Consider the following 26,645-nt stretch of genomic DNA (forward strand, 5'->3'; position numbering starts at 1 on the left):
AGACTCCTCGCTCTCCGGGCCGTTCATGACTCGGCGGTAACTTCGGCGGCGCGACCGTACCAAAGTGTCGCCTCGCCGTAGCGGCGGGCCCTCACGGCCTCGAAGCCGTCGGGCCAGGGGGAGACTCCGCCACGGGTGCGCCGTTCCACGGTGACGATCGCGTCGTCATCCAGCCACCCCTGAATGCGGAGTGTGAGCAGGATCTCCCGCAGTTCGTCGTGACCCATGTCGTAGGGCGGGTCCAGGAACGCCATGTCGAACGGGGTCGCGGGCGCCGGGCCGGCGATGACCTGCTCGGCCCGGCCGGCCCGCACCTCGGCGCCGGGCAGCCCGATCATCTGCACGTTCTCCCGGATGGTGCGGGCCGCGGCCGGGTCGGACTCGACCAGCAGGACGTGCTCGGCGCCGCGCGAGAGCGCCTCCAGGCCGATCGCCCCCGAGCCGCCGTACAGATCCAGCACCCTGGCACCGTTCAGCGTGCCGCGCAGCGACTCCCAGGTGGAGAACATCCCCTCCTTGGCGCGGTCCGAGGTGGGGCGGGTCCCATTGCCCGGGGGCACGGCCAGGCGGCGGCCACCGGCGGCTCCGGCGATCACGCGGGTCATCTCGTCCTTCACGTCCTCGACATCGTGGGGGAACGGCGCTGTTCGCGGCCGCTCCCCCACGATACGGAGTCACTCCGTGCCGGGCTCCTCCACCGCCCCCACCAGCGCGGTGGACGCGTAGCGGGACCAGGACAGGCAGCCGTCGGGCGGGCAGAACTCCGGGCGGCGCGGGTCGTGCCCCAGCTCACGCAGCTTGGTGCGGACCGAGTCCGGGGTCCGCCCGAAGCGGGCGGCTATCCGGGCGACGGTCTCACTGTCGTGGAACCGCCGCAGCAGCTCCTCCTCGTGCTGCGGCACCCAGGGGGCGCCGTGGCCGGGGAACAGCTCCCGGAGCACGTCACGGTCGGGGATGGGCTCCGATACGTCGGCGACGAGCGCGAGGGCGCGCAGCGCGCGGTTGAGAGCGATCCGCAGGGACGGCACGTCCGCCATGGGCAGCCGCAGATCGCCTGACGCGAGAAGGGTGTCGGGGTCGTCCTCACTCCATCCGGAGAGGCTGAGAGTGACGTTGGTGTCGTCGTCGCTGGCGAGCTCGATCCGGAAGACCTTGTCGCCGAGCGGCAGTTCGTTGAGATGACGGAACGACATGCTTTTGCCCCCAAAGGTCCATCGACTTGGACTACGTCCATTCTCTCAGGAGGCACTGACAATCGCCCTGCTCAGCACGGCAGTTCGGCCCTGCTCAGCAGCCCTGCTCAGCCCTTGTCGAGGTACTCCTCGCGGTCCGCGTCGACCAGGCTCTCCAGGGCGCTGCGCAGGTCCGGGTGGTCGGCCAGTTCGGGGTCCGCGGCGACCAGCGCGGTGGCCTCGTCGCGGGCGGCGGCGATGACCTCCTCGTCGTCGATCACGGTCAGCATGCGCAGCGACGAACGGGTGCCGGACTGGGCCTGGCCGAGGACGTCGCCCTCACGGCGCTGCTCCAGGTCGATACGGGACAACTCGAAGCCGTCCAGGGTCGCCGCGACGGCGGCGAGGCGCTGCCGGGCGGGGCTCGCCTCGTGCGCCTCGGAGACGAGCAGGCAGAGCCCCGGGGCGGAGCCGCGGCCGACGCGGCCGCGCAGCTGGTGGAGCTGGGAGACGCCGAAGCGGTCGGCGTCCATGATCACCATGACGGTGGAGTTCGGGACGTTCACCCCGACCTCGATGACGGTGGTCGCCACCAGGACGTCCACCTGGCCGGCGGCGAACCGGCGCATCACGTCGTCCTTGGCGTCCGGCTGCATCCTGCCGTGCAGCACCTCGACCCGCAGCCCGGCCAGCGGCCCCGCGGCGAGCTGCTCGGCGATGTCCAGGACGGCCAGCGGCGGGCGGCGCTCCGCGTCGTCCGGCTTCTTCTTCGCGTCCTCCTCGTCGCCGATGCGCGGGCAGACCACGTACGCCTGGTGGCCCTTCGACACCTCCTCCCGCACCCGCTCCCAGGCGCGGGACAGGAAGTGCGGCTTGTCCTTGGCCGGGACGACGTGGGTGGCGATCGGCGAGCGGCCGGCCGGCAGCTGGTCCAGGACGGACGTCTCCAGGTCGCCGAAGACGGTCATGGCGACCGTGCGCGGGATCGGGGTCGCGGTCATCACCAGCAGGTGCGGGGGCTTGGTGGCCTTGGCGCGCAGCGCGTCGCGCTGCTCGACGCCGAAGCGGTGCTGCTCGTCGACGACGACCAGGCCCAGGTCGTGGAACTGGACCTTGTCCTCGATCAGCGCGTGCGTGCCGATCACGATTCCGGCGTCCCCGCTGATGAGGTCGAGCAGGGCCTGACGGCGGGCGGGCACCCCCATGGAGCCGGTGAGCAGCACGATCTTGGTGGCGTTCTCCGCGCCGCCCAGCATGCCCCCGCCGGCGAGGTCGCCCATCATCTCGGTGATCGACCGGTGGTGCTGCTGGGCGAGCACCTCGGTGGGTGCCAGCATCGCGGCCTGGCCGCCGGAGTCGACGACGGCGAGCATGGCGCGCAGCGCGACCAGCGTCTTGCCGGAGCCGACCTCGCCCTGGAGGAGGCGGTGCATGGGGTGTTCGGTCGCCAGGTCGGCGAAGATCTCGGCCGAGACCTTCTGCTGGCCTTCGGTGAGGGTGAACGGCAGCCGGGTGTCGAACGTGGTCATCAGCCCGTCGGCGTGCGGCACCCGCGGGGTGGCGGGCAGCGCGGAGTCCGCGGCCCGGCGGCGTGCCAGGGCCACCTGGAGGACGTACGCCTCGTCCCATTTCAGCCGGTCCCGCGCCTCGGCGATGTCAGCCTTGGTGCGCGGCCGGTGGATCTTCTCCAGCGCCTCGGAGAGCGGCGCCAGGCCGCGCGCCTCGCGCAGCGCGGCGGGCAGCGGTTCGCCGACGCCCGCCCAGCTGGTGCCCCGCATCGAGTCGAGGACCGTCTGCACGGACTGCGCGATCTGCCAGGAGCTGATCTGTTTGCACGCGGGGTAGAGCGGGATCTGCTGGTTGGCGAACGCGGCCGCCACGTCGGACTCCCCGCCCTTGGCGTCGTCCGCGTCCAGCAACTGGTAGTCGGGGTGCGCGAGCTGGCGGGTGCGGTTGAAGACCGAGACCTTGCCGGAGAACATCCCTCGGCGGCCGGGGATCAGCCGGTGGGCGTGCGCGTGCGCGGCCTTGCTGAAGAACACCAGGGTCAGCGAACCGCTGCCGTCGGTGACGACGACCTCCAGGCGGACGCCCGTGCCGCCGTTGTAGGTCCTCTTGTCGGCCTTGGCGATCTCCGCGACGACGGTGACGTGCTCGTCGAGCGGGAGGTCGGCCAGCCGCGTCAGCTCACCGCGCTCGGCGTACCGGCGCGGGTAGTGGTGCAGCAGGTCGCCGACGGTGTGCAGGTCGAGGTGGTCGGCGAGCACTTTTGCCGTGCGGCCGCCGACCGATTTCTTCAGGGGTTCGTCCAGGGCAGACATCGGGTCCATCTTTGCGCACGGCAGTGACAAAGCGGGGGCGGCCTGCGGCGAGCGGTTATTCGACGCCGATGAGGAGCGGGCAGGTCTGCTGGCCGCCCTGGTAGACGACGGTGTCCACCGCGAGGTGGCCGGCCTGGACGTGGGCCTCGATGCGGTCCGCGAGGTCGGGCGGGGCGCCGGCGCCGAGGACGAGGGTGACCATCTCGCCGCCGGCGGCCAGCATGCGGTCCAGGACGATCGTGCCGGTCTCGACCAGGTTCCCGCCGATGACCGCGACATCGCCGTCGATCAGCCCGAGGACGTCGCCGGCCTGGCAGATGCCGGCCATCGTCCAGGACTGGTGCTCGGCGACGGCCAGTTCCGCGTAGCGGGTGGCGCCGGCCGCCGAGGTCATGGCGACGACGTCCTCGTCGAAGCGCCGTGCGGGCTCGTGGACGGCGAGCGCGGCGATGCCCTGCACCGGGGAGCGGGTGGGGATCAGGGCGACCCGGACGCCGTCGGCGCGGGCCCGGTCGGCGGCGGCGCCTGCGGCGTGCCGCAGTTCCACGTCGTTCGGGAGGAGCACCACTTCGCGGGCGTTGGCACGGCGGATAGCGGCCGCGATCTCGCCGCTGGCGGGCGGGTCGCCGGGGCGGACGGCGACGACCGTCGCGCCGGCCTGCGCGCAGAGGTCGGCGAGCCCGTCACCCCGGACGACGGCGACGACGGCGCGCCGCACCCGCTCCGGTGGCCGCCCGCCGTCCCCGGCACCTTCGTGGTGCCGGGAAACCGCATCGGGCACCACGTGGGTGTCGGTGTCCGTGTCGGGCCGCTCACGGACCTGGTCGCCGAAGTGGGTGACGCGGATCCGGTAGGGGCGGCCGGCCTCGATACCGGCCTCGATGGCGGCTCCCGCGTCGTCCACGTGGACATGGACGTTCCAGAGGCCGTCGCCGCCGACGACCACCAGGGAGTCCCCCAGGGCGTCCAGCCGCCCGCGCAGCGCGGGCAGGGCGGTGTCGGACGCCTCCAGCAGGTAGATGACCTCGAAGGCCGGCCCGCCGGGCACGACGTGCGGGTCGGAGCCGTCCTCGTCGCGGCAGCCGTACGGGACGGGCGGCGCGTGATCGGCCAGCGGTCCCATCGGGACCTCGCCGGCCAGCGCGTCGGCGAGCGCGCCCAGCACGGCCACCAGCCCGCGCCCGCCCGCGTCCACGACGCCGGCCCGGCCGAGTACGGCGAGCTGCCCGGTGGTGGCGGCGAGCGCGGTGCGCGCGCCCTGGTGGGCGGCTCGCGCGACGGACACCGGGCCGCCGCCGTCCCGCTCCGCGGCGGTGGCGGCCTGGGTGGCGACGGTGAGCATCGTCCCCTCGACGGGGTGGGCGACCGCCAGGTACGCGGACCCGGCGGCCCGGCGCAGCGCCCGGCGCAGCAGTTCGGCGCTGTCCGGATCCCCGGCCGCGGCGGTTCCGCCCGAGGCACCACCCGTGACGCCGTTACCCGTCGCGGGATTGTCGGTGAGCGCTTCCGTCATGCCGCGCAGCAGCTGGGCGAGGATCGTGCCGGAGTTGCCGCGGGCGCCTATCAGGGCGCCGTGGGACATCGCGCGGAAGGCCTGGGCGAGGTCGGGGGTGTGTCCTGAGGCGGCATGGCCGTCGAAGACGGCGTCGACGGACTGGGCGGCGGATTCCATCGTCAGGTACAGATTGGTGCCGGTGTCCCCGTCGGCGACCGGATACACGTTGATCGCGTCGATCTCCTCGCGGGCCCGGCCCAGCGCCTGAAGGGCCAGTCGGCACCACGCGCGCACCGCGGAAGCGTCGAGCGTGTGCGGCACCAAGTCCTCCTGCGGGACACCGGAAGCGGAGACTGCTGCAGGTGAGAGTAGCCGTGACAACGGTCACGGCGGCAGCCGCCCCGGGACCGCGGACCCCGCGACCGTGGTAATTTCGTTGTGCGGGAGTGGCCGTTGTATGCTGCTCCGGTTGTCCGGGAATCTCCCGGGCTTTTCACTGTAAGTGCATCTCGAAGTCTTTGGAGTGACCCGTGGCTGCCAACTGCGACGTCTGCGGCAAGGGGCCGGGCTTCGGCAACGCTATTTCCCACTCGCACCGCCGTACTCCCCGCCGTTGGAATCCCAACATTCAGCGGGTGCGTGCTGTGGTCGGTCGGACGCCGAAGCGCCTCAATGTCTGCACCTCGTGCATCAAGGCCGGCAAGGTCTCGCGCTGACGCGTACACGTCGTAGCAGCGCAGCCTTGCGGCTACTCGAAGCCGGTCCACCTCAGGGTGGGCCGGTTTTCTTGCGTTTCCGGCCGGTCGCCCGTTCCCGGCCGGCCGCCGGGCGCTGACGCCGCCGGCGGCTCCCTGCTCAGGGTTCCCGGCGCTGCCGCCATGCGTGGTCGACCGGGCCGATGCCGCCGCCCAGCCGGAAGCCGGCCGCGATGGCGCCCGTGACGTAGTCCTTGGCGGCGCCGACCGCCGCCGGCACCTCAAGCCCCAGGGCCAGGTACGAGGCGATGGCGCTGGCCAGCGTGCAGCCGGTGCCGTGGGTGTGCCGGTTGTCGTACCGGGCGGCGCGGAACCAGTGCTCCCGCGAGCCGTCGGAGAGCAGGTCCACGGCGTCGCCGTCGAGATGGCCGCCCTTGATCAGGACCCAGCGCGGCCCGAGCGCCAGCACCGCTTCCGCGGCCTCGCCCATCGCCGCCTCGCCGTCCACCACGACACCCGTCAGCTGGGTGACCTCGTCGAGGTTCGGGGTGGCGACGGTGGCCACCGGCAGCAGCTCGGTGCGGACGGCCTCCAGGGCCCCCGCCGTCAGCAGGGAATCCCCGTGCTTGGAGATGCCGACCGGGTCGACGACCACGGGGGCGCCCACGTCCGCCAGCAGAGCGGCCACCTCGGAGGCGATCGCGGCCGAGGAGAGCATGCCGGTCTTGACGGCCTGGACGCCGATGTCGTCGACCACGGCGCGGAACTGCGCGCGAACGGCCGCCACCGGCAGCTCCCAGGCGCCCTGGACGCCCAGCGAGTTCTGCGCGGTGACCGCGGTCAGCACGCTCATGCCGTGCACACCGAGCGCCAGCATCGTCTTCAGGTCGGCCTGGATGCCCGCACCGCCGCCGGAATCGGATCCGGCGACGGTGAGCACCCTGGGCGGTGACGTACGCATACCCGTGAACCTAGTCCCCGGCGCCCTGCGCCGAGGTGTCGCCGAAGTGGTCCCAGCCGCCGGCCTTGTCCCAGGCGGCGCCGTCCACGGTGACGTGCGGGGTGCCGGGGGCCTTGAGCACCTCGCCGATCACCCGCCAGCGGGCCGGGAGCTTCACGTCGGGCGGGAAGGCCGCGACGATCGCGTGGTCCTCTCCCCCGGTCAGCACCCAGTGCAGCGGGTCCACGCCGACCGCCTGCCCGATGTCGGACATCTGCGCGGGTACGTCGATGTCCGCGGACTTCAGGTTGATCAGCACCCCGCTGGCCGTCGCGATGTGCCCGAGGTCGGCGACCAGTCCGTCGCTGACGTCCGTCATCGCGGTGGCGCCGAGCTCGGCCGCCGCGGGGCCCGCGTGGTACGGCGGCTCGGGCCGCCGGTGCGCCTCGACGAACGCGCGCGGCGAGCGGAAGCCGCGGGAGAGCACCGCGAGGCCGGCGGCCGACCAGCCCAGCCAGCCGGTCACCGCGATGACGTCGCCGGGCCGGGCGCCGGACCGGGTGACGGGCTCGCGGTTGCGGAGGTCGCCGAGCGCGGTGATCGCGACCGTGATCGTGTCCCCGCGCACCACGTCGCCGCCGACCACGGCGGCCCCCGCCACCTGGCACTCGTCACGGATGCCGTCCATCAGCTCGATCGGCCAGGTGGCCGGCAGCTCGGCCGGCACGACCAGCGCCAGCAGGACCGCAGTGGGCACCGCGCCCATCGCGGCGATGTCCGCGAGATTCTGTGCCGCGGCCTTGCGGCCGACGTCGTAGGCGGTCGACCAGTCGCGCCGGAAGTGCCGGCCTTCGAGCAGCACATCGGTGGTGGCGACCACCCGGCGGTCCGGCGCGGCCACCACCGCCGCGTCGTCCCCAGGCCCCAGGCGTACATTGGGAGTGGTCGTGAGCCGGGAGGTCAACTCCCTGATCAACCCGAACTCCCCCAACTCGCCCACGGTCCCCTTCATCTGTTTGTCCCTTTCACGTCGTCATTCCCCTGGAGATTCCGCTCAAAGCGAGTGCTCGGTACCGCGCGGGTCTCCCCGCGCCGTGCGGCGACGCGATAACGTGGCGTCCCCCCTCCCACATGATCCTCGAAGCCGCCCTGGAGGTTCCGTGGTACAGGCGTACATCTTGATCCAGACCGAGGTTGGGAAGGCCTCGGCAGTAGCGGAGACGATTGCGAAGATCTCCGGCGTCATTCAGGCCGAAGATGTCACCGGTCCCTACGACGTCATCGTCCGGGCCCAGGCAGATACGGTCGACGACCTGGGCCGCATGGTGGTCGCGAAGGTACAGCAGGTGGACGGGATCACCCGTACTCTGACCTGTCCCGTCGTCCATCTGTAGCCCCCGACTATGCTCGTCCGGTGATAGCTTTTCGCCGGTTCGCGCTGATTTCCGTTGCCGCCGTCGCGTGCTTGTCCGCGGCGGCGGTCTTCGTTTCCGCAGCCGGTCCGGCCGATGAGACGCCCGTACCGGCTCCGGACGCGCGGGCCGCCGTCTACTGCCGTGCGCTGCACCGGGATCTGCCGCACTCCGTCAATGGACTCGGCGTGCATGATCTCAGGCCCGTGTCCGACTTCACCGCCGGGTGGGGAAATCCGGCGATCGTGCTGCGCTGCGGGGTGCCGAGGCCGGCGGCGATGAACGACTCCAGCGCGGACTCGGTGGACGTGGACGGCGTCGGCTGGCTGATCCAGGCCCAGGGCGACGGCAGCTTCAAACTCACCACGACGCTGCGCAAGGCGTACGTCGAGGTCACCCTCCCCAAGAAGTACGCCGGCGACGTCGGTCCGCTGACCGACCTCGCCGGCGCCGTCAAGAAGACGATTCCGAACGAGCTCTAACGCAGCCCGGTGCGGCGCCGCAGTGCGGCCTGGATCAGCCGGTCCACCAGCTCCGGGTACGCCACGCCGCTCTCCTGCCACATCCGCGGGTACATGGAGATGGGCGTGAAGCCGGGCATCGTGTTGATCTCGTTGATGACGAACTCTCCGCTGTCGAGCAGGAAGAAGTCCGCGCGGACCAGGCCCTCGCAGGAGACCGAGTCGAAGGCCGCGACGGCGAGCCACTGCACCTCGGCGGTCTGCTCGGGGGTGAGCGGCGCCGGCACGATGCCCTCGGCCGAGTCGATGTACTTGGCCTCGAAGTCGTAGAAGTCATGGACGGTGACCGGCGGGATCTCGGCCGGGACGCTGGCGCGCGGGCCGTCCTCGAACTCCAGGACGCCGCACTCGATCTCCCGGCCGCGCAGCAGCGACTCGACGATGACCTTCGGGTCGTGCCGCCGGGCCTCCTCGATCGCCTCGTCGAGGCCGGACGCGTCCTCGACCTTGCTGATGCCCATCGACGAGCCGGCGCGGGCGGGCTTCACGAAGAGCGGCCAGCCGTGGTCCGCGGCGAACTCCACGATGCTCCGGCGGGCGGTCTCCTGATCGTTCTCCCAGTCCCGCGGCCGGATCACCAGATACGGCCCGACCGGCAGACCGAAGGAGATGAAGACCCGCTTCATGTACTCCTTGTCCATGCCCACGGCCGAGGCGAGGACGCCCGCACCCACGTAGGGCACGCCGGACAGCTCCAGCAGGCCCTGCAGGGTGCCGTCCTCGCCGTAGGGGCCGTGCAGCACGGGGAAGACGACGTCGACGTCGCCGAGGGCCTTGGGAACCACTCCGGGCTCGGTGTAGACGACCTCGCGGTTGGCCGGGTCGACCGGGAGCACGACGGTGCCCTCGTGGTCGGTGACCTGTTCCACGGTCGGCATCCGGCGGTCGGTGATCGCCATCCGGTCCGGGTCGTCGCTGGTCAGCGCCCAGCGGCCGTCCGTCGTGATCCCGATGGGAAGGACGTCGTACTTCGACCGGTCGATGGCCCGCAGCACGCTGGCCGCGGTGACCACCGACACCCCGTGCTCGGAGCTGCGTCCGCCGAAGACGAGCGCTACCCGAGGCTTGCGCTGCGGCTGGTCGGGAGTCTGGGAAGAAGGCAGATTGCTCATGGTTCGTTGACCCTACCGCTCGGATTTCGCGGAGCGGGACATCAGCTCCTTGACGGCCACGACGGGCGGCTTCCCGTTGTGCACGATGTCCACGACGGTGTCCGTGATCGGCATGTCGACACCGTGCCGGCGCGCCAGATCGGCCACCGACTCGCAGGACTTCACGCCCTCGGCGGTCTGCCGGGTGACCGCGATGGTCTCCGCGAGCGACATGCCGCGGCCGAGATTGGTGCCGAAGGTGTGGTTGCGGGACAGCGGCGAGGAGCACGTGGCGACCAGGTCGCCCATGCCGGCCAGGCCCGCGAAGGTGTGCGCGTCGGCCCCCATCGCCAGGCCCAGCCGTGTCGTCTCGGCCAGCCCGCGGGTGATCAGTGAGGCCTTGGTGTTGTCGCCGAGCCCCATGCCGTCGGCGATGCCGACCGCGAGCGCGATGACGTTCTTGACCGCTCCGCCGAGTTCACAGCCGACCACGTCGGCGTTGGTGTACGGGCGGAAGTACGCGGTGTGGCACGCGGCCTGGAACCGCTGGGCCACCGACTCGTCGCGGCAGGCGACCACGGACGCGGCGGGCTGCCGGGCGGCGATCTCCTTGGCCAGGTTGGGCCCGGAGAGCACCGCGACCCGCTCGGGGCCGGCCTTGGCCACCTCTTCGATGACCTCGCTCATCAGCTTGGCGGTGCCGAGTTCGACACCCTTCATCAGGCTGACCAGGACCGCGTCGGGGCGCAGCAGGGGCGCCCACTCGGCGAGGTTGCCGCGCAGCGTCTGCGACGGGACGGCCAGCACGACGAATTCGGCGTCCCTGGCGGCCTCGGCCGGGTCGGTGGTGGCCCGTACGGTGTCGGGCAGCGCGATGCCCGGCAGGTAGTCGGGGTTCATGTGGGTGGCGTTGACCGCCTCGACCAGCTCGGGGCGGCGTCCCCACAGCGAGACGTCACACCCGGCGTCGGCGAGCACCATCGCGAACGCGGTGCCCCAGGAGCCGGTTCCGTACACCGCGCAGCGCGTTGACACTTACGACTCCTCCTGCTGATCCATCGGGTTCTTCACGGGCTGCGGTACGGGCTCGGGCTCCGGCGCGGGTTGCGGTACGGACTCCGGTGCGGGCTTGCGCGTGGTGCCGCCGGACTTCGCGGCCCGTTCCGCCTTGTCCGCCCGGCGGGCGCGGGCCGCCTGGCGCGGGTCGTAGAGCGCGGCGGGCGCGGGCTCCCCGCGCAGCACGGCGAGCAGCTCGGTGATCTCCGCCATGATCACGTCGGTGACCTCGCGCAGCACCTCGGCGGTGGGCTCCTGACCGTAGAACCGCGACAGGTCGACGGGCGGGCCCGCGATGACCCGCAGGGTCTTGCGGGGGAAGAGGAAGAACTTCTTGCCCTTGGCGTACGGCGGCATCGCCTCGTTGGCGCCCCATTGCGCGATCGGGATCACCGGTGCCTTGGTGAGCAGCGCGACCCGGGCGGCACCGGTCTTGCCGGTCATCGGCCACTGGTCGGGATCGCGGGTGAGAGTGCCCTCCGGATAGAACGCGACGCATTCGCCGGAGTTGATCGCGGCGACGGCGGCGCGGAACGCGTTGGCGGCGTCCGTGGACTCCCGGTAGACCGGAATCTGACCTGTTCCGCGCAGCATCATGCCGACAAAGAAGATCTTGAAGAGCCCGGCCTTCGCGAGCAGGCGCGGAACCCGTCCGGTGTTGTACTGGAAATGGCCGTACGACAGCGGGTCGAGGAATGAGTTGTGGTTGACGGCCGTGATGAATCCACCGTCGGCCGGAATGTGCTCCATTCCGCGCCAATCCCGCTTGAAGAGGACAAGAAGCGGCGGTTTCGCGATGGCGGCTGCAAGCCGGTACCAGAAGCCGATTCTGCGGCGGGACACCAGAACTTCCTCCTCATTGCACGGGGCTGCACCAGTGCAGCCGCACAAGTGTCGCCGGTACGCACACCGTAACGCCAGGGCGGGCGAGCCGAGGGGCGCGCCCCTGGGGAAGCGGCGACGCGGGTGCCTGCGGGAGTCCCCCGCCGGGGAATCGGGAGGCGGATTCCGGGGTGGGGCTGTGGCCGTCGGGCGGGTGCGTCACCGCACAATGGTCCGGTGCCCGTACCCGTCATGTGGTCCCTCGTCGTACCGCTGAAGCCGCTCGCCGTGGCCAAGAGCCGGCTGGCGCCGGCCGCGGGGACGGTGCGGCCGGGGCTGGCGCTGGCGTTCGCCCAGGACACCGTGGCCGCCGCGCTGGCCTGTGCACAGGTGTGGAGCGTCACGGTGGTGACCGACGATCCGCTGGCGGCGGCGGAACTGGCCGCTCTGGGGGCCCGGATCGTGCCGGACGCTCCGGCGGCCGGACTCAACGCGGCTCTCGCGTACGGCGGGCACCTGATCCGGTCCGCCACTCCCGATGCGGCCGTGGCGGCTCTGAACGCCGATCTCCCGGCTCTGCGCCCCCTGGAGCTGTGCGCAGTGCTCAACGCCGCCGCCAGGGCCTCAGGGAGGGCTTTTCTGGCCGACGCGGCGGCGATCGGCACCACGTTGCTCACCGCGCCGCCGGGTCACGACCTGACGCCGGCGTTCGGCGGCGCCTCCCGGGCCCGGCACCGGGCCTCCGGCGCCCGGGAGATCACGCTGCGCGGTGTGGACTCCGTGCGCCAGGACGTCGACACCCCCGCCGACCTGCGGGTGGCACTGGCCCTGGGGGTCGGGCCGCGGACCGCGGACGTCGCGGCGGGGCTGCTCATCACCGACTGAGCGAGCGCCGCACCCGTCCGCACGAGAAGCCGCACACGGTGTCGCGGGGGCGGGCGCGTTCACTAGGCTTCCGGTCATGCAGGCGACCGCGTACACATACGACCCCGCGACCCGTGGCGGCAGCGTGCTGCTCGACGACGGGACTCCGCTGCCGTTCGACGCCGCGGCCTTCGACGCGGGGGGCCTGCGGCTGCTGCGGCCGGGTCAGCGGGTGCGGATCCGCACCGAGGGGGACGGCGACGCCCGCCGGGTGGTCTTCCTGACGCTGCAGACCTTCGCGGACCCCCAGGCGCCCACGGCGTAGCGGCCGCCCGGGAGCCGCCGCACCGGCCGGAGAACGGCGCGGGCCGGGCTCCCTGGTGGGGAGCCCGGCCCGTCGCGGCCTGCAGGTGGTGACTACTTCTTCACAGTCCGCTTCACAGCGGTCTTGCGGGCGGCACTCTTCTTGGCCGGGGCCTTCTTCGCCGTGGCCTTCTTGGCCGGGGCGGACTTCTTGGCGGCGGCCTTCTTGGCGGTGGCGGCCTTCTTGGCCGGCGTCGCCTTCTTCGCGGCGGCGGTGGTCTTCTTCGCCGTGGTCTTCTTGGCGGTCACCGTCTTCTTCGCGGGAGCCGCCTTCTTGGCGGTCACGGCCTTCTTCGCCGCGGTGGCCTTCTTGGCGGTGGCCTTCTTGGCCGCGGCCTTGGCGGTGGTACGGGTGGAAGCCCCGCCACTCAGGCTGCCCTTGGGCGCCTTCTTGACCGCGACATCGTTCTTCGGGAGCTTCTTGGCCCCGCTGACCAGGTCCTTGAAGCCCTGACCCGCGCGGAAGCGCGGCACCGAGGTCTTCTTGACCCGGACCCGCTCCCCGGTCTGGGGGTTGCGGGCATAGCGGGCGGGACGGTCGACCTTCTCGAACGAACCGAATCCGGTGACCGAGACCCGGTCGCCGGAGACGACCGCGCGGACGATCGCGTCGAGAACCGCGTCAACCGCGTCCGCGGCGGCCTGGCGGCCACCTACCTTGTCGGCAATCGCTTCTACGAGCTGCGCCTTGTTCACGTCTTCCCCTTCGGAAACTTTGCCCGGCGAATGAGTACGGGCTTTTTCGCACGTTAGGCGGATATATACCGCAAATCAAATACGAAACGGGCGAATCACCCTTGTGCCGCAACGAACTCGGCTCTCAGACAGTTCCTTGATCAAGAAATCTGCCCTGGTCGAGCTCCCGCAGGAAGACGTCCAGACGCCGTGCCGCTCCAGCGAGATCATGCTTGGCCGCGGCAGTCACGACGAGGAGTTTCCGGGTCAACTCCAGCCTTACGTCATCGGGTACTTGGAGATTCGCGACGCGCGCGTGCGCCTCCTTCAGCCGGGCGGCGAGGACCCCGTAGAGCTCGAGTTGGCCATCGCGTTCCATGTACCGATTGTGCCATCTGCGGTGAGTTGTCGCGCACGACAGGACCAATGTCTCGCGCGACAGGGCCAATACGGTGGTGCGGGCATGCCGAAGCGCCCCCCGCGGACGGCGGAAGGCGCTTCGAAATCCGGGCCGGATCCCCTCTCGGGGACGGTCAGACCTGCACGGTGCTCGGCTTGTGCGCCGGGCGGGACCGCTCATAGGTGGTGATGTCCGCCTCGTTGGCGAGGGTCAGGCTGATGTCGTCCAGCCCTTCCAGCAGGCGCCAGCGGGCGTTGTCGTCCAGTTCGAACGCCGCGGTGATGCCCTCGGCGCGCACTTCCCTGGCCACCAGGTCGACCGTGACCTCGGCGGTCGGGTCGGCCTCGGTCAGCTTCCACAGCCGCTCGACGGTCTCCTGCGGCAGCACGACCGTGAGCAGGCCGTTCTTGAGCGAGTTGCCCCGGAAGATGTCCGCGAAGCGGGACGAGATCACGGCTTTGAAGCCGTAGTTCTGCAGCGCCCACACCGCGTGCTCGCGGGACGAGCCGGTGCCGAAGTCGAATCCGGTCACCAGCACGGTCGCCCCGGCGCGCTCGGGCAGGTTGAGAACGAACTTCTCGTCCTTGCGCCAGGCCTCGAAGAGCCCGTCCTCGAAGCCGTTGCGGGTGACCTTCTTCAGCCAGTGGGCCGGGATGATCTGGTCGGTGTCGACGTTGCTGCGGCGCAGCGGGACGGCCCGGCCGGTGTGTGTGGTGAACGCTTCCATCGGTATCAGGCCTCCACGGCGGTACGGGCGTCGGAGTCGGTCAGGTCCGCGGGCGAAGCGAGGTGCCCGAGTACCGCCGTGGCGGCGGCGACCTGCGGCGATACCAGGTGCGTACGGCCGCCCTTGCCCTGCCGTCCCTCGAAGTTGCGGTTGGAGGTGGACGCGGAGCGCTCACCAGGGGCGAGTTGGTCGGGGTTCATGCCCAGGCACATCGAGCAACCGGCGTGCCGCCATTCGGCGCCGGAAGCGGTGAAGACCTTGTCCAGGCCCTCGGCGACGGCCTGCAGGGCGACCCGGACCGAGCCGGGGACGACCAGCATGCGGACGCCGTCGGCCACCTGGCGGCCCTCGACGATGGACGCCGCGGCCCGCAGGTCCTCGATCCGGCCGTTGGTGCAGGAGCCGACGAAGACGGTGTCGACCTTGACCTCGCGCAGCGGCTGGCCCGCGTGAAGTCCCATGTACTCCAGGGCCTTCTCGGCGGCCTGGCGGTCGCTGGGGTCGTCGAACGACGCCGGGTCCGGCACCGAGGCGCTCAGCGGGGCGCCCTGGGCGGGGTTGGTGCCCCAGGTGACGAACGGGGCCAGTGCGGCACCGTCGATGTAGACCTCGTGGTCGAAGACCGCGTCGTCATCGGTGCGCAGGGTCTGCCAGTACTCGACGGCGGCGTCCCAGTCCGCGCCCGTGGGGGCGTGGTCACGGCCCTGCAGATAGTCGAACGTGGTGCGGTCGGGGGCGATCATGCCGGCCCGCGCGCCCGCCTCGATCGACATGTTGCAGACGGTCATCCGGGCTTCCATCGACAGGTTCTCGATGGCCGGGCCGCGGTACTCGATGACATAGCCCTGGCCGCCGCCGGTGCCGATCTTCGCGATGATGGCGAGGATCAGGTCCTTGGCGGTGACATCGGCGGGGAGTTCGCCACCGACGGTGATCGCCATGGTCTTGGGGCGGGCCAGCGGCAGGGTCTGGGTGGCCAGTACGTGCTCGACCTGGCTGGTGCCGATGCCGAACGCGAGCGCGCCGAAGGCGCCGTGCGTCGAGGTGTGGCTGTCGCCGCACACCACGGTGGTGCCGGGCTGGGTCAGACCCAGCTGCGGTCCCACCACGTGGACGACGCCCTGCTCGACGTCACCCAGCGGGTGCAGGCGGACACCGAACTCGGCGCAGTTCTTGCGCAGCGTCTCCAGCTGGGTACGGGAGACCGGGTCGGCGATCGGCTTGTCGATGTCGAGGGTCGGAGTGTTGTGGTCCTCGGTGGCGATGGTGAGATCGGTCCGCCGCACCTGGCGCCCGTTCAACCGCAGACCGTCGAAGGCCTGCGGGCTGGTCACCTCGTGCAGCAGGTGCAGATCGATGTAGAGAAGGTCGGGCTCGCCCTCGGCGCGCCGGACGACATGGTCGTCCCAGACCTTTTCCGCGAGTGTCCTACCCATCGCTGTCCCTCCGACCGGCGTCGCTGCCGGCCAACTCGTCTGATGTGGACTCCGTCCGGTCCCCTGGTTCCGGTCGGCGTCCCTGCCGTGCTTCCCAGCCTGACGCTTTCGCTGGAAAATTGAACTTGCGTTTCACAGTGTGAGACGCGAATATCGTTGCATGGACAACTCTAGCGGCGTCGGCGTTCTCGACAAGGCGGCTCTGGTGCTCAGCGCGCTGGAGTCCGGACCGGCCACCCTGGCCGGGCTTGTCGGCGCCACGGGCCTCGCCCGCCCCACCGCGCACCGCCTCGCGGTCGCGCTCGAACACCACCGGCTGGTCGCCCGTGACATGCAGGGCCGCTTCATCCTGGGCCCCCGGCTCTCCGAGCTCGCCGCCGCGGCGGGCGAGGACCGGCTGCTGGCCACGGCGGGACCGGTTCTCACCCACCTGCGGGACGTGACCGGCGAGAGCGCCCAGCTCTACCGGCGCCAGGGCGACATGCGGATCTGTGTGGCCGCCGCGGAACGGCTGTCCGGACTGCGGGACACCGTGCCGGTCGGCTCGACGCTGCCGATGAAGGCCGGATCCGCCGCCCAGGTCCTGATGGCATGGGAAGAGCCGGAGCGACTGCACCGTGGTCTCCAGGGTGCCCGATTCACGGCCACCGCGCTCTCCGGCGTACGCCGCAGGGGCTGGGCCCAGTCCATCGGCGAGCGGGAGCCGGGCGTCGCCTCGGTCTCCGCGCCGGTGCGCGGGCCCTCGAACCGGGTGGTCGCCGCCGTCTCGGTCTCCGGGCCGATCGAGCGGCTGACCCGGCACCCGGGCCGGATGCACGCCCAGGCCGTCATCGACGCCGCCGGGCGGCTCTCCGAGGCCCTGCGCCGCAACGGCTGAGACCGCTCCTCCCACCACCCGTACCCGAGCGCGCCGGTGCCGGGGGCTCCGTCCAAGCCCCCGGCACCGGCGCGCACCTGTTTCCCCGTACCGGACGTCAGCCACGCCCGGGACGTCCGCCCGGTACGTCAGCTCGCCCGGTAGGCCAGGCGGTCCTTGGCGGTCTCGCCGCGGCGGCCGACCGGAACGACCTCGGTGGCCTCGCCCAGGCCGAACGCCGGCATGTTGACGTAGACCGACTCGTAGCCGCCCGCGGGCACGGCGTAGGTCTCGTGGAAGAAGCCGACCTTGTTCTTCCCCGCCCGCACCCGCTGGTTGAAGGCCGCCCACGCCGGACGGTGCTCGCCGTCCTGCGCCGAGGCGTAGGCGATCAGCTGCTCACGCGATTCCCAGTACTGGGTCACCTCGAAGACCCGCGGCATGCCCAGGTGGACCCGGAAGCCCAGCAGCCCTCTCTCCTTCTCCCGCGACAGCTCCTTGAGCATCCGCGGCATCGCCTTCAGCACCGGCCACCAGCTGCGCAGGGCCCGGAAGTTGTTGATCCGCATCCCGATGAGAAAGACGACGACCTCACCCTCCGCGGCGGCGGTGGTCCGGCCTTCGATCAGTTCGGCGCTCATGGTGGCTCCCCGGTTCGATATGTTGGATAGCTGGACTATCCATGGTTGGATAGTGCCACTCTCCAACGAAGGGGGCAAGAGGATGAGGTTCGCGGAACTGAGTGAACGCAGCGGACTCCCGGCCGCCACGATCAAGTACTACCTACGGGAGCAACTGCTGCCCCCCGGCCGCCGGATCACCGCCACCCAGGCGGAGTACGGCGACGACCATCTGCGCCGGCTGCGTCTCGTCCGGGCCCTGATCCAGGTCGGGAAGATGCCGGTGGCCACCGCGCGCCAGGTGCTGGCGGCGGTCGAGGACGAGTCGCTGGACCAGAACACGCGGCTGGGTGCCGCCGTCTGGGCGCTGCCGCAGGGTCCGAAGCCGGTCGAGGACGATCCGGCGACCGCGGTCGCCCGGCACGAGGTGGAGCTGCTCATGCGGCGGCTCGACTGGAAGGAGTGCCTGGACGCAGGCGAGGGGGCGCCCGCCTGGGGAACGCTCGTGGTGGCGGTCTCGGCGCTGGTCCGGCTCGGATATCCGTGTGACGCCGACGACTTGGCGCCGTACGCCCGGGCCGCGGCCCAACTGGCCGTCACCGACCTGGATCTCGTGGAGGGGTTCAGCACCCCCCTCGAACAGGTCGAGGCGGCGGTCGCGCTCACGGTGCTCTACGAGCCGGTGCTGCTGAGCCTGCGCCGGCTGGCCGAGGCCGAGGAGTCCAACCGCCGCTTCGGCACGGGAGATTGAGCGCCGGCCCGGCGGGGCGCGGGACCCGGCGAACGGGGCGCCGGGCACAGCAAAGAGGCCCTCCGCCGTGGCGGAGGGCCTCTTCGATACGTACCCCCGACCGGATTCGAACCGGCGCTACTGCCGTGAGAGGGCAGCGTGCTAGGCCGCTACACAACGGGGGCTCGCACTTGCTTCAACATACGCGGTACTGCGCTGGGGTACCAGGACTCGAACCTAGACTAAGGGAACCAGAAACCCTCGTGCTGCCAATTACACCATACCCCATGGTGTGTCAAGTACCCCCGACCGGATTCGAACCGGCGCTACTGCCGTGAGAGGGCAGCGTGCTAGGCCGCTACACAACGGGGGCCCTAGCGATCCTGCATCGTCACGGTCAGGTGCGACCTGAAGGCGACGGAGAGAAGGATCTGTACCCCCGACCGGATTCGAACCGGCGCTACTGCCGTGAGAGGGCAGCGTGCTAGGCCGCTACACAACGGGGGCTCGCACTTGCTTTGTACTGCGCTGGGGTACCAGGACTCGAACCTAGAATAAGGGAACCAGAAACCCTCGTGTTGCCAATTACACCATACCCCACCAAAACACAACCCCCTGGCCGGGGGTTTGTTTGATGTTGCGCTTCCGGCCTGGCCTTTCGGCCCGGTTGGGCGGCGCAGGAAGAACATTACCCGATGGGGGACGGGGCTCCAAAACCGGTATTCGCAGCCAGTAGCGCGGGCAGCTCCGCCAGTCCGATGATCCTTCGCAGGTCCGACGGGATATCCGGTCCCGCGGCGGTGCCCCGGCGGTCCAGCCAGATGCCGAAGAGGCCCGCCTCGTCCGCCCCCCGGGCGTCGATCTCGGGCTGGTCGCCGACGTAGGCCACCTCGCCGGGCGGCAGGCCCAGCGCCGCGCAGCCCGCCAGGAACGCCCCGGCGGCGGGCTTGCTCACGCCGAGTTCCGCCGCGCACAGCAGCACCTCGAAATGGTCCCGCAGCCCCAGCGTGCGCAGCTTGCGCTCCTGGTGGACGGTGCTGGCGTTCGACAGAACTCCCTGCCGGTAGCGGGGCGCCAGCGCCGCCACGGCGGGCGAGGCGTCCGGGAACAGGGCCCAGGCGGCCTCGTAGTGGGCGACGTAGCGGTGGAACCAGGCGGACGCCTCAGCGTCGCTCAGCGGCTCGCCCAGGAACTCGCGGACCCGGTCGCGGCGCTGGCCCTCGTAGTCGACGGCTCCGTCCGCGAAACGCTGCCAGTGGCGCACGGTGATCAACTGCCAACGACCGAGGGCCTGACCGGCGGATTCGGATCCGCCGGCCAGGCCCTCGGCCATCACATGCCGCACAAACCCCTGCTCGTCGGCTGTCGTGAAGTCGAACAGGGTGTCGTCCACGTCCCAGAGCACAGCACGGATCGGCATACCGCCAACCCTAGGACGGTGGCCCCGGAGCCGTCAGCCCCAGGACCGGAAACGACCTAGCCGGCGAGCTTCGCCAGTGCGGCGTCGATCCGGGCCAGGGTGCGCTCGCGGCCGAGCACCTCCAGGGACTCGAAGAGCGGCAGTCCGACCGTGCGGCCGGTGACCGCCACGCGGACCGGAGCCTGGGCCTTGCCGAGCTTCAGGCCGTGCTCCTCGCCGGCGGCCAGCACCGCGGCCTTCAGCGACTCCGGGTCGGACCAGTCCGCGTCGGCGAGCTTGGTGCGCGCGGTGCGCAGCAGGGCGTCGGAGCCCTCCTTCATCGCCTTCTGCCAGGACGCCTCGTCCTCGGCCGGCTGGTCCAGGAAGAGGAAGTCGACATTGGCCGTGATGTCCGAGAGGACCTGGAGACGGGTCTGGGCGTACGGGGCGATGGCCTCGAAGGCCGCCTGGTCGAACGCCTCGGGGGCCCAGGGTGCGAACGGCGCCTTCAGCCACGGGGCACAGGCCGACATGAACGTCTTCACGTCCAGCATCCGCAGGTGCTCCGCGTTGATGTGCTCGCACTTCTTCAGGTCGAAGCGCGCCGGGTTCGCGTTGACGTCCGCGATGTCGAAGGCCGCGACCATCTCCTCCATCGAGAAGAGGTCCTGGTCGGCCGAGAGCGACCAGCCGAGCAGCGACAGGTAGTTGAGCAGGCCCTCGGGCAGGAAGCCGCGCTCGCGGTACAGGTTGAGCGAGGACTCCGGGTCGCGCTTGGAGAGCTTCTTGTTGCCCTCCCCCATGACGTACGGGAGGTGGCCGAACGCCGGGGTGGTGCCGTTGCCGACGCCGATCTCGGCGAGGGCGCCGTACAGCGCGATCTGCCGCGGGGTGGAGGACAGCAGGTCCTCGCCGCGCAGCACGTGCGTGATCTCCATCAGCGCGTCGTCGACCGGGTTGACCAGCGTGTAGAGCGGCGCCCCGTTGGCCCGGACGATGCCGAAGTCGGGCACGTTCTCCGGGGTGAAGGTCAGCTCGCCGCGCACCAGGTCGGTGAAGGTGATCGGCGCGTCCGGCATCCGGAAGCGGACGATCGACGTGCGGCCCTCGGCCCGGTAGGCCGCGATCTGCTCGGCGCCGAGGTCACGGCAGTGGCCGTCGTAGCCGGAGGGCTTGCCCGCGGCGCGGGCGGCGGCCCGGCGGGCGTCCAGCTCGGGCGTGGTGCAGTAGCAGTCGTAGGCGTGCCCGGCGTCCTGGAGCTTCTTCGCGACGTCCGCGTAGATGTCCATGCGCTCGGACTGCCGGTACGGGGCGTGCGGGCCGCCGACCTCGGGACCCTCGTCCCAGTCGAAGCCGAGCCAGCGCATCGCGTCGAGCAGCTGCTGGTAGGACTCCTCGGAGTCCCGGGCCGCGTCGGTGTCCTCGATACGGAAGATCAGTTTGCCCTGGTGGTGCCGGGCGAACGCCCAGTTGAACAGGGCGGTGCGGACCAGACCCACGTGCGGGTTGCCGGTCGGCGAGGGACAGAAACGGACGCGTACGGGGGATGCGCTAGCCACGCTTGATCACCTTGTTGGTGAGAGTGCCGATGCCTTCGATGGAGACGGCGACCTCGTCGCCGACGTTGAGCGGTCCGACGCCTGCCGGGGTGCCGGTGAGGATGACGTCGCCCGGGAGCAGCGTCATCGCCTCGGTGATGTGCACGATCAGGTCCTCGATCGAGCGGACCATCTGGCTGGTCCGGCCCGCCTGGCGCAGTTCGCCGTTGACCGTGGCCGTGATGGCCAGGTCGGAGGGGTCCAGATCGGTCTCGATCCAGGGGCCGAGGGGGCACGCGGAGTCGAAGCCCTTGGCGCGGGCCCACTGGCCCTCGGTGCGCTGCGCGTCGCGTGCGGTGACGTCGTTGGCGCAGGTGTAGCCGAGGATGACGTCCTTGACGCGTTCGCGCGGGACCTCGCGGCACAGCCGGCTGATGACGACGGCCAGCTCGGCCTCGTGGTGCACCTCGTTCGAGAACGAGGGGTACACGATCGGGTCACCGGATCCGACCACGGAGGTGGACGGCTTGAAGAAGGCGACCGGGACCGCGGGGACCTCGTTGCCCAGTTCCGCGGCGTGTTCGGCGTAGTTGCGGCCGATGGCGACGACCTTGTTCGGGAGCACCGGCGGAAGGAGCCGGACCTTGCTCAGCGGCACCTTGGTGCCGGAGAGCTCGAACTCGGCGAACGGGATGCCCTTGATGATGTCGAGGACGAGACCGTCGGGGACGGTCGGGTCGCCCTCGACCGCGCCGAAGGCGACATTGCCGTCGATGGAGAACCTGGCGATGCGCACGGGAAGCTGCTGCCCCTCACTGGCCGAAGACTGGATCGGTCCAGGTTAACGTGAGGCCCCGGGCGCACCCTGCTGATTCCGCCGCTGCCCGTGGTTCAGGCGGTGGGCGCGTCCATGAGGATCGTGCGGCGCGGGTTGGCCGTCTGCTGCGGCAGCTCGTCGCCGATGATGTCCTCGGCCGCGATCACCGGGGCCTGCAGCTCCTCGGCATCCTTGAGGTGCATGAGGGTGGTGCGGCGCGGGTTGGCGATCGGGCGGAACAGCATGGTGGTCTTCATGGGGTGTCTGGGCCTCAGGGGGTCGGGGCGCCGGCTGCGACGCGGGTCTGCGGGGTCACCTGGGTGCACTGGTTTACAGAACGATGCCGTGCGTAAAGATCCAGGCTAGTGGCGACAGTTCCCCGATTTACGCGACCCAGGCAACGATCTCGTTGTGATTTTGCTCACGAACTACCCGACATAAAGCCCGAATCGGGCGGTCCGCGCCCCTCCATCAAGCGGACATTACGGGAGTTCGCGGACCTTACCCTCCACCCGGACACGAGCGGTACGCCCTGCCCGGAGCGTCCTTCGGTGCCCAAAAGTTCCAGAATCGCGGGCTTTCTCCGAAACGGACCTGAACACTCTGTGCCCGGACCGACGCAGTCAGTCACTCCTGCCATTGACTGGGCTGCGGCCCTTGTTGGAGATCCTGCACTGTGCTGGAATTCCCCGGACCGCCACATCAATCGAAGCCAGCGCGTCAGGGGGCGCGTACGAGCATCGAGTGGCGGTGAAGGGCATCGTCGGTCATCCCTACTCCGGGATCACCGGGGCCCCCATGACTCGACACCGTCCCGCCGCACGTGCGGGGGACGCCTGGTCCAGAGGTTGCGACGCTAGTGCAGGGACGTTTCAAGAGGGACAGCGGCGCTGCGGGCGACCCGGAGCAGCCCGGCGGAGCCAACAGCGGTCCGTCGCCGCAGCGATCCGACGACGCCGTGAACACCGCGGCCGCCGGACGCTCAAGCACGCACAGCGGCATCGACGCCGGCCGGATCACGGGCGGTGTCGGTAAGCCAGGCCCCCGAATAGCCATGCGCAACTGGAGGATCAGCACCCGTCTGATCTCTCTGCTCGCCCTGCCGGTGGTCGCGGCCACCTCGCTCGGTGCGCTGCGTATCTCCAGCTCGCTGGACAACATCGCCCAGCTCGAGCACATGAAGCAGCTCACCGAGATCACCGAGCACGCGACCGACCTCGCCGGCGCGCTGCAGGAGGAGCGGGACCGCTCCGCGGGTCCGATGTCCTCCGGCACCGGCAAGAGCGACGACGCCGTCGGCGCCTCCCGGGAGACGACCGACCGCTACCGCAAGCTCTTCCAGAGCACCACCGACGACGTCGACCCGAACGACCAGGTCTTCGTCGGTGTCCGCTCCACCCTGCTCGCCATCGAGCAGCAGCTCGGCAGCATCAACGAGATCCGTGACCAGGCCTACCAGCAGCCGCAGTACATCGCGCTGACGGTCAACAAGTACGACTCGCTGATCCAGTCGCTGCTCTCGCTGTCCCAGGACATGGCGCAGGCCACCAGCAACCAGGAAATGATCCGCAGCACCCGCGCGCTGGCCGCGTTCTCCTCCGCCAAGGAGTTCGAGTCCATCCAGCGTGCGGTGATCAGCGCCGCGCTCGCCCCGCAGGGCGGCGTCACGCTCTCGGAGAACGACTGGCAGTACGCGAAGGCCGCCGCGCAGTCCGAGAAGACCGCGCTGACCCGGTTCGGGAAGATCTACGGCGGCGCCGACTCCGTCGAGCTGATGGCCCCCCTCGAGGGCGGCAACGACACGATCAAGAACCACGACACCAACGCCACCCGGATCCTGAACTCCAAGGGCGGCATCAACACCTTCGCGGCCACCGGAGCCACCTACCGCGACTGGGACGACGCCGCCCGGAGCAAGATCCAGGCGATGACCAACATCGAGCGGTCGCTGCTCAACGAGATGCAGCAGCAGGCCCTCAAGCTGCGGGGCGAGGCCCAGCGCCAGGCGATCATCGACGGTGCGATCATCCTGATCGTGCTCGGTGTCGCCGTCGTCGGCGCCTTCATCGTGGCCCGCTCGATGATCCGCTCGCTGCGCCGGCTGCAGGAGACCGCCCAGGACGTCGCCCAGAAGCGGCTGCCCGAGCTGGTCAAGCAGCTGTCGGAGTCCGACCCGCAGGACGTCGACACCTCCGTCGTCTCGATCGGTATCCACAGCCGGGACGAGATCGGCCAGGTGGCCCGCGCGTTCGACGAGGTCCACAGCGAGGCCGTCCGGCTCGCCGCCGAGCAGGCGCTCCTGCGAGGGAACGTCAACGCGATGTTCACCAACCTCTCGCGCCGCAGCCAGGGGCTCATCCAGCGCCAGCTCTCGCTCATCTCCGAGCTGGAGAGCCGCGAGGCGGACCCGGACCAGCTGTCCAGCCTCTTCAAGCTCGACCACCTCGCGACCCGTATGCGCCGGAACGGCGAGAACCTCCTCGTCCTCGCCGGTGAGGAGCCGGGCCGCCGCTGGACCCGCCCGGTCCCGCTGGTCGACGTGCTCCGTGCCGCCGCCTCCGAGGTGGAGCAGTACGAGCGCATCGAGCTCACCTCGGTGCCCGCCGCCGAGGTCACCGGCCGTATCGTCAACGACCTCGTCCACCTGCTCGCCGAGCTGCTGGAGAACGCCACCTCGTTCTCCTCCCCGCAGACCAAGGTAAAGGTCACCGGCCACGCGCTGCCGGACGGCCGGGTGCTCATCGAGATCCACGACACCGGCATCGGGCTCTCGCCCGAGGACCTGTCGGACATCAACGAGCGGCTCGCCAACCCGCCGACCGTGGACGTCTCGGTCTCCCGCCGCATGGGCCTGTTCGTGGTCGGCCGGCTGTCCCTGCGACACGGCATCCGCATCCAGCTGCGCCCGTCGGACTCCGGCGGCACCACCGCGCTCGTCATGCTGCCGGTGGACGTCACGCAGGGCGGCCAGAACGCCAAGAACGCGGCCGCCGGCAAGCGCGGCCCGATCGCGACGGGCATGCCCGGTACGCCCAACGGCCCCGGCGCCCCCGCCACCAACGCCTTCGGTGCCACCGCCGGTCCCGCGGGACAGGTCGGCCGGCCGCCGCAGCGCGGCCAGGTCGCGGGCGGCGGTCAGCGCCCCGCGCTGAACTCCGGCCCGGGCGGCCCGGGCCTCGGTGGCCAGGGCGGTACCGGCACCCGGCGCGGCGGCCAGCAGAACGGCCAGCCGCAGGGCCAGCCGCAGCCGTCGGGACCGAGCTGGGCGCAGGGCGGCCAGCCGCCGCAGGGCCAGCCGCAGCGCAGCGGCAACCCGCAGCAGGGCTTCCCCGCTCTGGCCGAGCGCGGTCCGGCGATGGACGCCCCGCGCGGCCACGAGGACGTGGAGTCCACCGCCAGGTTCGAGCGCCCCGACTTCGACGGTCCGCCGCCCGGCTCACGCCCGGCACCGCAGCAGCAGCCGCAGCCGCGGGGCGACTACCAGCGCCCGAACCCGGGTGCCGGTTCCCGGCAGGACGCCGGTCTGCCGCTCGGCGACCCGTTCTCCCCGACGAACAACCCGTACCCCGCGCCCACCGCGCAGGACGCGGGCCCCGGCGGCTTCCGCTCGGACGTCTTCGGCGGAGCACCGGGCCCGGCCCCGGTACGCGGCGGGGCTCGCCCCGACGGGTACCAGCCGGAGTCCACGGGTGAGTTCCAGCGTCCCGCGCAGCCCGACAACAGCGGCACCGGCGAGTTCCCGCTGCCGGCCGGCCGACAGGGCGGCCCCGGCTACCCCGACGGCCGGACCGACACCGGGCAGTTCCCGGTGGTCGGCACTCCCCCGGTGGACGACCGGTCGCTGACCGAGCCGTACCCGGGCCAGAACGTCCCGGCCCAGGGTCTGCCGCAGCGCGGCGGGCGTCCGGCCGACGGCGGGTTCAACGGCAACCGGCCGCCGCAGCAGGGCCAGCCGTCGCAGAACGGCCAGCAGGGCAACCAGCAGCAGGGGTACCCGCAGCAGGCCAACCGGCAGCCGAACCGCGGTCTCGAGCCGCAGCTGCCGCCGGTCTCCGAGCCGATGGCACTGCCGCCGGCCCCGCCGCGCGGTGACGAGCCCACGCCGATCTTCGCGTCGATCGAGTCCGACTGGTTCCGTACCGGTCAGGCCGAGCGCATGCAGCAGGTGCACGTGGAACGGGCGGCGCCCGCCGCTCCCACCGCGCCCGCGGCTCCGGCCCGTCCCGCTCCGCAGCCGCGGCAGACGCCGCCGGCCCAGCCCCAGCAGCAGCAGCCGCTTCCGGCACAGCCGCAGCAGCAGCCCCAGCGGGCCCGGGCCGAGCAGCCCGCACCGGCTCCGGTCCAGGCGCGGCCGGTCACTCCGGCCCAGCCGACCCAGCCGGCACCCCGGGAGACGCCGAACTGGCGCACCTCTCCCAACGACGAACTCCGGCAGCGGGCCGAACAGGTCCGCGAGCCGTCGGCGGGCGGGGTCACTCCCTCCGGTCTGCCGCGCCGGGTACCCAAGGCCAACCTGGTCGCAGGCGGGGCAACCCCCCAGCAGGCGCCGCAGGGCGGTCCGCAGGTCTCCCGGGCACCCGACGATGTGCGCGGCCGTCTGACCAACCTCCGGCGCGGCATCCAGCAGGGCCGCGATACAGCAAATGGCAACACCGACGGCCGGGGCTTCGGCACGAATAACCAGGAGCGTTAGTT

26 protein-coding genes and 5 tRNA genes are annotated in these 26,645 nt (G+C 71.2%); 8 read left to right on the top strand and 23 right to left on the bottom strand.

Features of this window, described 5'->3' with window-relative positions:
* Nucleotides 1–23: 23 nt before the first annotated feature.
* From rsmD to LNW73_RS08560, 4 genes are all read right to left on the bottom strand, one after another.
* A complete protein-coding gene (gene rsmD / locus LNW73_RS08545; RefSeq protein ID WP_250992851.1) occupies nucleotides 24–605 on the bottom strand; it encodes a 16S rRNA (guanine(966)-N(2))-methyltransferase RsmD in 582 nt (193 codons plus the stop codon).
* 69 nt (nucleotides 606–674) lie between these two features.
* Complete coding sequence (locus LNW73_RS08550; protein WP_250989524.1) at nucleotides 675–1,193, bottom strand: hypothetical protein; 519 nt, start codon at nucleotides 1,191–1,193, stop codon at nucleotides 675–677.
* Nucleotides 1,194–1,300: 107 nt separating this feature from the next.
* Entirely contained in the window at nucleotides 1,301–3,502 is a 2,202-nt protein-coding gene (gene recG, locus LNW73_RS08555) for an ATP-dependent DNA helicase RecG (protein ID WP_250989525.1), read from the bottom strand.
* Nucleotides 3,503–3,548: 46 nt separating this feature from the next.
* Nucleotides 3,549–5,309 carry a DAK2 domain-containing protein gene (locus LNW73_RS08560; RefSeq protein ID WP_250989526.1) on the bottom strand — a complete coding sequence of 587 codons (1,761 nt, stop codon included), beginning with the start codon at nucleotides 5,307–5,309 and terminating at the stop codon, nucleotides 3,549–3,551.
* 209 nt (nucleotides 5,310–5,518) lie between these two features.
* Between LNW73_RS08560 and rpmB the strand changes: the two genes are divergently transcribed.
* A complete protein-coding gene (gene rpmB, locus LNW73_RS08565) occupies nucleotides 5,519–5,704 on the top strand; it encodes a 50S ribosomal protein L28 (protein ID WP_138356476.1) in 186 nt (61 codons plus the stop codon).
* Nucleotides 5,705–5,843: 139 nt separating this feature from the next.
* On the opposite strand, the gene thiD is transcribed toward rpmB, so the two are convergent.
* Together thiD and LNW73_RS08575 are read right to left on the bottom strand one after the other, a co-directional pair.
* A complete protein-coding gene (gene thiD / locus LNW73_RS08570; protein ID WP_250989527.1) occupies nucleotides 5,844–6,644 on the bottom strand; it encodes a bifunctional hydroxymethylpyrimidine kinase/phosphomethylpyrimidine kinase in 801 nt (266 codons plus the stop codon).
* Nucleotides 6,645–6,654: 10 nt separating this feature from the next.
* Entirely contained in the window at nucleotides 6,655–7,635 is a 981-nt protein-coding gene (locus tag LNW73_RS08575; RefSeq protein WP_250989528.1) for a thiamine-phosphate kinase, read from the bottom strand.
* Nucleotides 7,636–7,783: 148 nt separating this feature from the next.
* Between LNW73_RS08575 and LNW73_RS08580 the strand changes: the two genes are divergently transcribed.
* Both LNW73_RS08580 and LNW73_RS08585 read left to right on the top strand, forming a co-directional pair.
* Nucleotides 7,784–8,017 carry an Lrp/AsnC family transcriptional regulator gene (locus LNW73_RS08580; RefSeq protein WP_138356479.1) on the top strand — a complete coding sequence of 78 codons (234 nt, stop codon included), beginning with the start codon at nucleotides 7,784–7,786 and terminating at the stop codon, nucleotides 8,015–8,017.
* A 20-nt stretch (nucleotides 8,018–8,037) separates the two neighbouring features.
* The gene (locus LNW73_RS08585) at nucleotides 8,038–8,517 is read left to right on the top strand and encodes a DUF3515 domain-containing protein (protein WP_250989529.1); all 480 of its coding nucleotides are present in this window, start codon (nucleotides 8,038–8,040) and stop codon (nucleotides 8,515–8,517) included.
* On the opposite strand, the gene LNW73_RS08590 is transcribed toward LNW73_RS08585, so the two are convergent.
* Genes LNW73_RS08590 through LNW73_RS08600 form a run of 3 tightly spaced genes read right to left on the bottom strand, consistent with a single transcriptional unit; the run spans nucleotide 8,514 to nucleotide 11,546 of the window.
* Nucleotides 8,514–9,668: a D-alanine--D-alanine ligase family protein gene (locus LNW73_RS08590; RefSeq protein ID WP_250989530.1), complete on the bottom strand. Its 1,155-nt coding sequence runs from the start codon at nucleotides 9,666–9,668 to the stop codon at nucleotides 8,514–8,516. The genes LNW73_RS08585 and LNW73_RS08590 overlap by 4 nt on opposite strands.
* Nucleotides 9,669–9,680: 12 nt before the next feature.
* On the bottom strand, nucleotides 9,681–10,682 hold the full coding sequence (locus LNW73_RS08595) for an NAD(P)H-dependent glycerol-3-phosphate dehydrogenase (RefSeq protein WP_308402042.1): 1,002 nt from the start codon (nucleotides 10,680–10,682) through the stop codon (nucleotides 9,681–9,683).
* On the bottom strand, nucleotides 10,683–11,546 hold the full coding sequence (locus tag LNW73_RS08600) for a lysophospholipid acyltransferase family protein (protein ID WP_250989531.1): 864 nt from the start codon (nucleotides 11,544–11,546) through the stop codon (nucleotides 10,683–10,685).
* Nucleotides 11,547–11,777: 231 nt separating this feature from the next.
* On the opposite strand from LNW73_RS08600, the gene cofC reads away from it, so the two are divergent.
* Both cofC and LNW73_RS08610 read left to right on the top strand, forming a co-directional pair.
* Complete coding sequence (cofC, locus tag LNW73_RS08605; protein ID WP_250992852.1) at nucleotides 11,778–12,410, top strand: 2-phospho-L-lactate guanylyltransferase; 633 nt, start codon at nucleotides 11,778–11,780, stop codon at nucleotides 12,408–12,410.
* Nucleotides 12,411–12,486: 76 nt separating this feature from the next.
* The gene (locus LNW73_RS08610; RefSeq protein WP_250989532.1) at nucleotides 12,487–12,714 is read left to right on the top strand and encodes a hypothetical protein; all 228 of its coding nucleotides are present in this window, start codon (nucleotides 12,487–12,489) and stop codon (nucleotides 12,712–12,714) included.
* 92 nt (nucleotides 12,715–12,806) lie between these two features.
* Here LNW73_RS08610 and LNW73_RS08615 read toward each other — a convergent pair whose 3' ends face one another.
* From LNW73_RS08615 to leuC, 4 genes are all read right to left on the bottom strand, one after another.
* Nucleotides 12,807–13,448, bottom strand: a complete 642-nt coding sequence (locus LNW73_RS08615; protein WP_250977929.1) for an HU family DNA-binding protein — start codon at nucleotides 13,446–13,448, stop codon at nucleotides 12,807–12,809.
* A gap of 124 nt (nucleotides 13,449–13,572) precedes the next feature.
* On the bottom strand, nucleotides 13,573–13,806 hold the full coding sequence (locus LNW73_RS08620) for a hypothetical protein (protein ID WP_250977928.1): 234 nt from the start codon (nucleotides 13,804–13,806) through the stop codon (nucleotides 13,573–13,575).
* A 154-nt stretch (nucleotides 13,807–13,960) separates the two neighbouring features.
* The gene (gene leuD, locus LNW73_RS08625; protein ID WP_250977927.1) at nucleotides 13,961–14,554 is read right to left on the bottom strand and encodes a 3-isopropylmalate dehydratase small subunit; all 594 of its coding nucleotides are present in this window, start codon (nucleotides 14,552–14,554) and stop codon (nucleotides 13,961–13,963) included.
* A gap of 5 nt (nucleotides 14,555–14,559) precedes the next feature.
* Nucleotides 14,560–15,990, bottom strand: coding sequence for a 3-isopropylmalate dehydratase large subunit (gene leuC, locus LNW73_RS08630; protein ID WP_250977926.1), 1,431 nt, complete (start codon nucleotides 15,988–15,990; stop codon nucleotides 14,560–14,562).
* Between the two features lie 160 nt (nucleotides 15,991–16,150).
* Between leuC and ndgR the strand changes: the two genes are divergently transcribed.
* Nucleotides 16,151–16,867, top strand: a complete 717-nt coding sequence (gene ndgR, locus LNW73_RS08635) for an IclR family transcriptional regulator NdgR (protein ID WP_138356489.1) — start codon at nucleotides 16,151–16,153, stop codon at nucleotides 16,865–16,867.
* Between the two features lie 128 nt (nucleotides 16,868–16,995).
* On the opposite strand, the gene LNW73_RS08640 is transcribed toward ndgR, so the two are convergent.
* Nucleotides 16,996–17,487 (bottom strand): DUF4188 domain-containing protein, encoded by a 492-nt coding sequence (locus LNW73_RS08640; protein WP_250989533.1) that lies wholly within the window; start codon nucleotides 17,485–17,487, stop codon nucleotides 16,996–16,998.
* Nucleotides 17,488–17,569: 82 nt separating this feature from the next.
* Here LNW73_RS08640 and LNW73_RS08645 point away from each other — a divergent pair, with 82 nt between their 5' ends.
* Entirely contained in the window at nucleotides 17,570–18,217 is a 648-nt protein-coding gene (locus LNW73_RS08645) for a MerR family transcriptional regulator (RefSeq protein WP_250989534.1), read from the top strand.
* 91 nt (nucleotides 18,218–18,308) lie between these two features.
* On the opposite strand, the gene LNW73_RS08650 is transcribed toward LNW73_RS08645, so the two are convergent.
* From LNW73_RS08650 to LNW73_RS08690, 9 genes are all read right to left on the bottom strand, one after another.
* Nucleotides 18,309–18,381: transfer RNA gene (locus LNW73_RS08650), tRNA-Glu, on the bottom strand.
* Nucleotides 18,382–18,412: 31 nt separating this feature from the next.
* Nucleotides 18,413–18,484, bottom strand: a tRNA-Gln gene (locus LNW73_RS08655).
* A 12-nt stretch (nucleotides 18,485–18,496) separates the two neighbouring features.
* A tRNA-Glu gene (locus LNW73_RS08660) sits at nucleotides 18,497–18,569 on the bottom strand.
* Between the two features lie 61 nt (nucleotides 18,570–18,630).
* A tRNA-Glu gene (locus LNW73_RS08665) sits at nucleotides 18,631–18,703 on the bottom strand.
* Nucleotides 18,704–18,724: 21 nt separating this feature from the next.
* Nucleotides 18,725–18,796: transfer RNA gene (locus LNW73_RS08670), tRNA-Gln, on the bottom strand.
* A gap of 88 nt (nucleotides 18,797–18,884) precedes the next feature.
* Nucleotides 18,885–19,616 (bottom strand): HAD family hydrolase, encoded by a 732-nt coding sequence (locus tag LNW73_RS08675; RefSeq protein WP_250977923.1) that lies wholly within the window; start codon nucleotides 19,614–19,616, stop codon nucleotides 18,885–18,887.
* 56 nt (nucleotides 19,617–19,672) lie between these two features.
* On the bottom strand, nucleotides 19,673–21,154 hold the full coding sequence (gltX, locus tag LNW73_RS08680; protein ID WP_250989535.1) for a glutamate--tRNA ligase: 1,482 nt from the start codon (nucleotides 21,152–21,154) through the stop codon (nucleotides 19,673–19,675).
* Complete coding sequence (locus LNW73_RS08685) at nucleotides 21,147–21,929, bottom strand: fumarylacetoacetate hydrolase family protein (RefSeq protein WP_250977921.1); 783 nt, start codon at nucleotides 21,927–21,929, stop codon at nucleotides 21,147–21,149. The genes gltX and LNW73_RS08685 overlap by 8 nt, the downstream gene beginning before the upstream one ends.
* Nucleotides 21,930–22,024: 95 nt before the next feature.
* Nucleotides 22,025–22,207 (bottom strand): hypothetical protein, encoded by a 183-nt coding sequence (locus tag LNW73_RS08690; RefSeq protein ID WP_138356494.1) that lies wholly within the window; start codon nucleotides 22,205–22,207, stop codon nucleotides 22,025–22,027.
* Nucleotides 22,208–22,809: 602 nt separating this feature from the next.
* Here LNW73_RS08690 and LNW73_RS08695 point away from each other — a divergent pair.
* Entirely contained in the window at nucleotides 22,810–26,643 is a 3,834-nt protein-coding gene (locus tag LNW73_RS08695) for a nitrate- and nitrite sensing domain-containing protein (RefSeq protein WP_441349475.1), read from the top strand.
* Nucleotides 26,644–26,645 lie beyond the last annotated feature (2 nt).

It is taken from the genome of Streptomyces sp. RKAG337 (assembly GCF_023701715.1).
Lineage (GTDB): Bacteria > Actinomycetota > Actinomycetes > Streptomycetales > Streptomycetaceae > Actinacidiphila.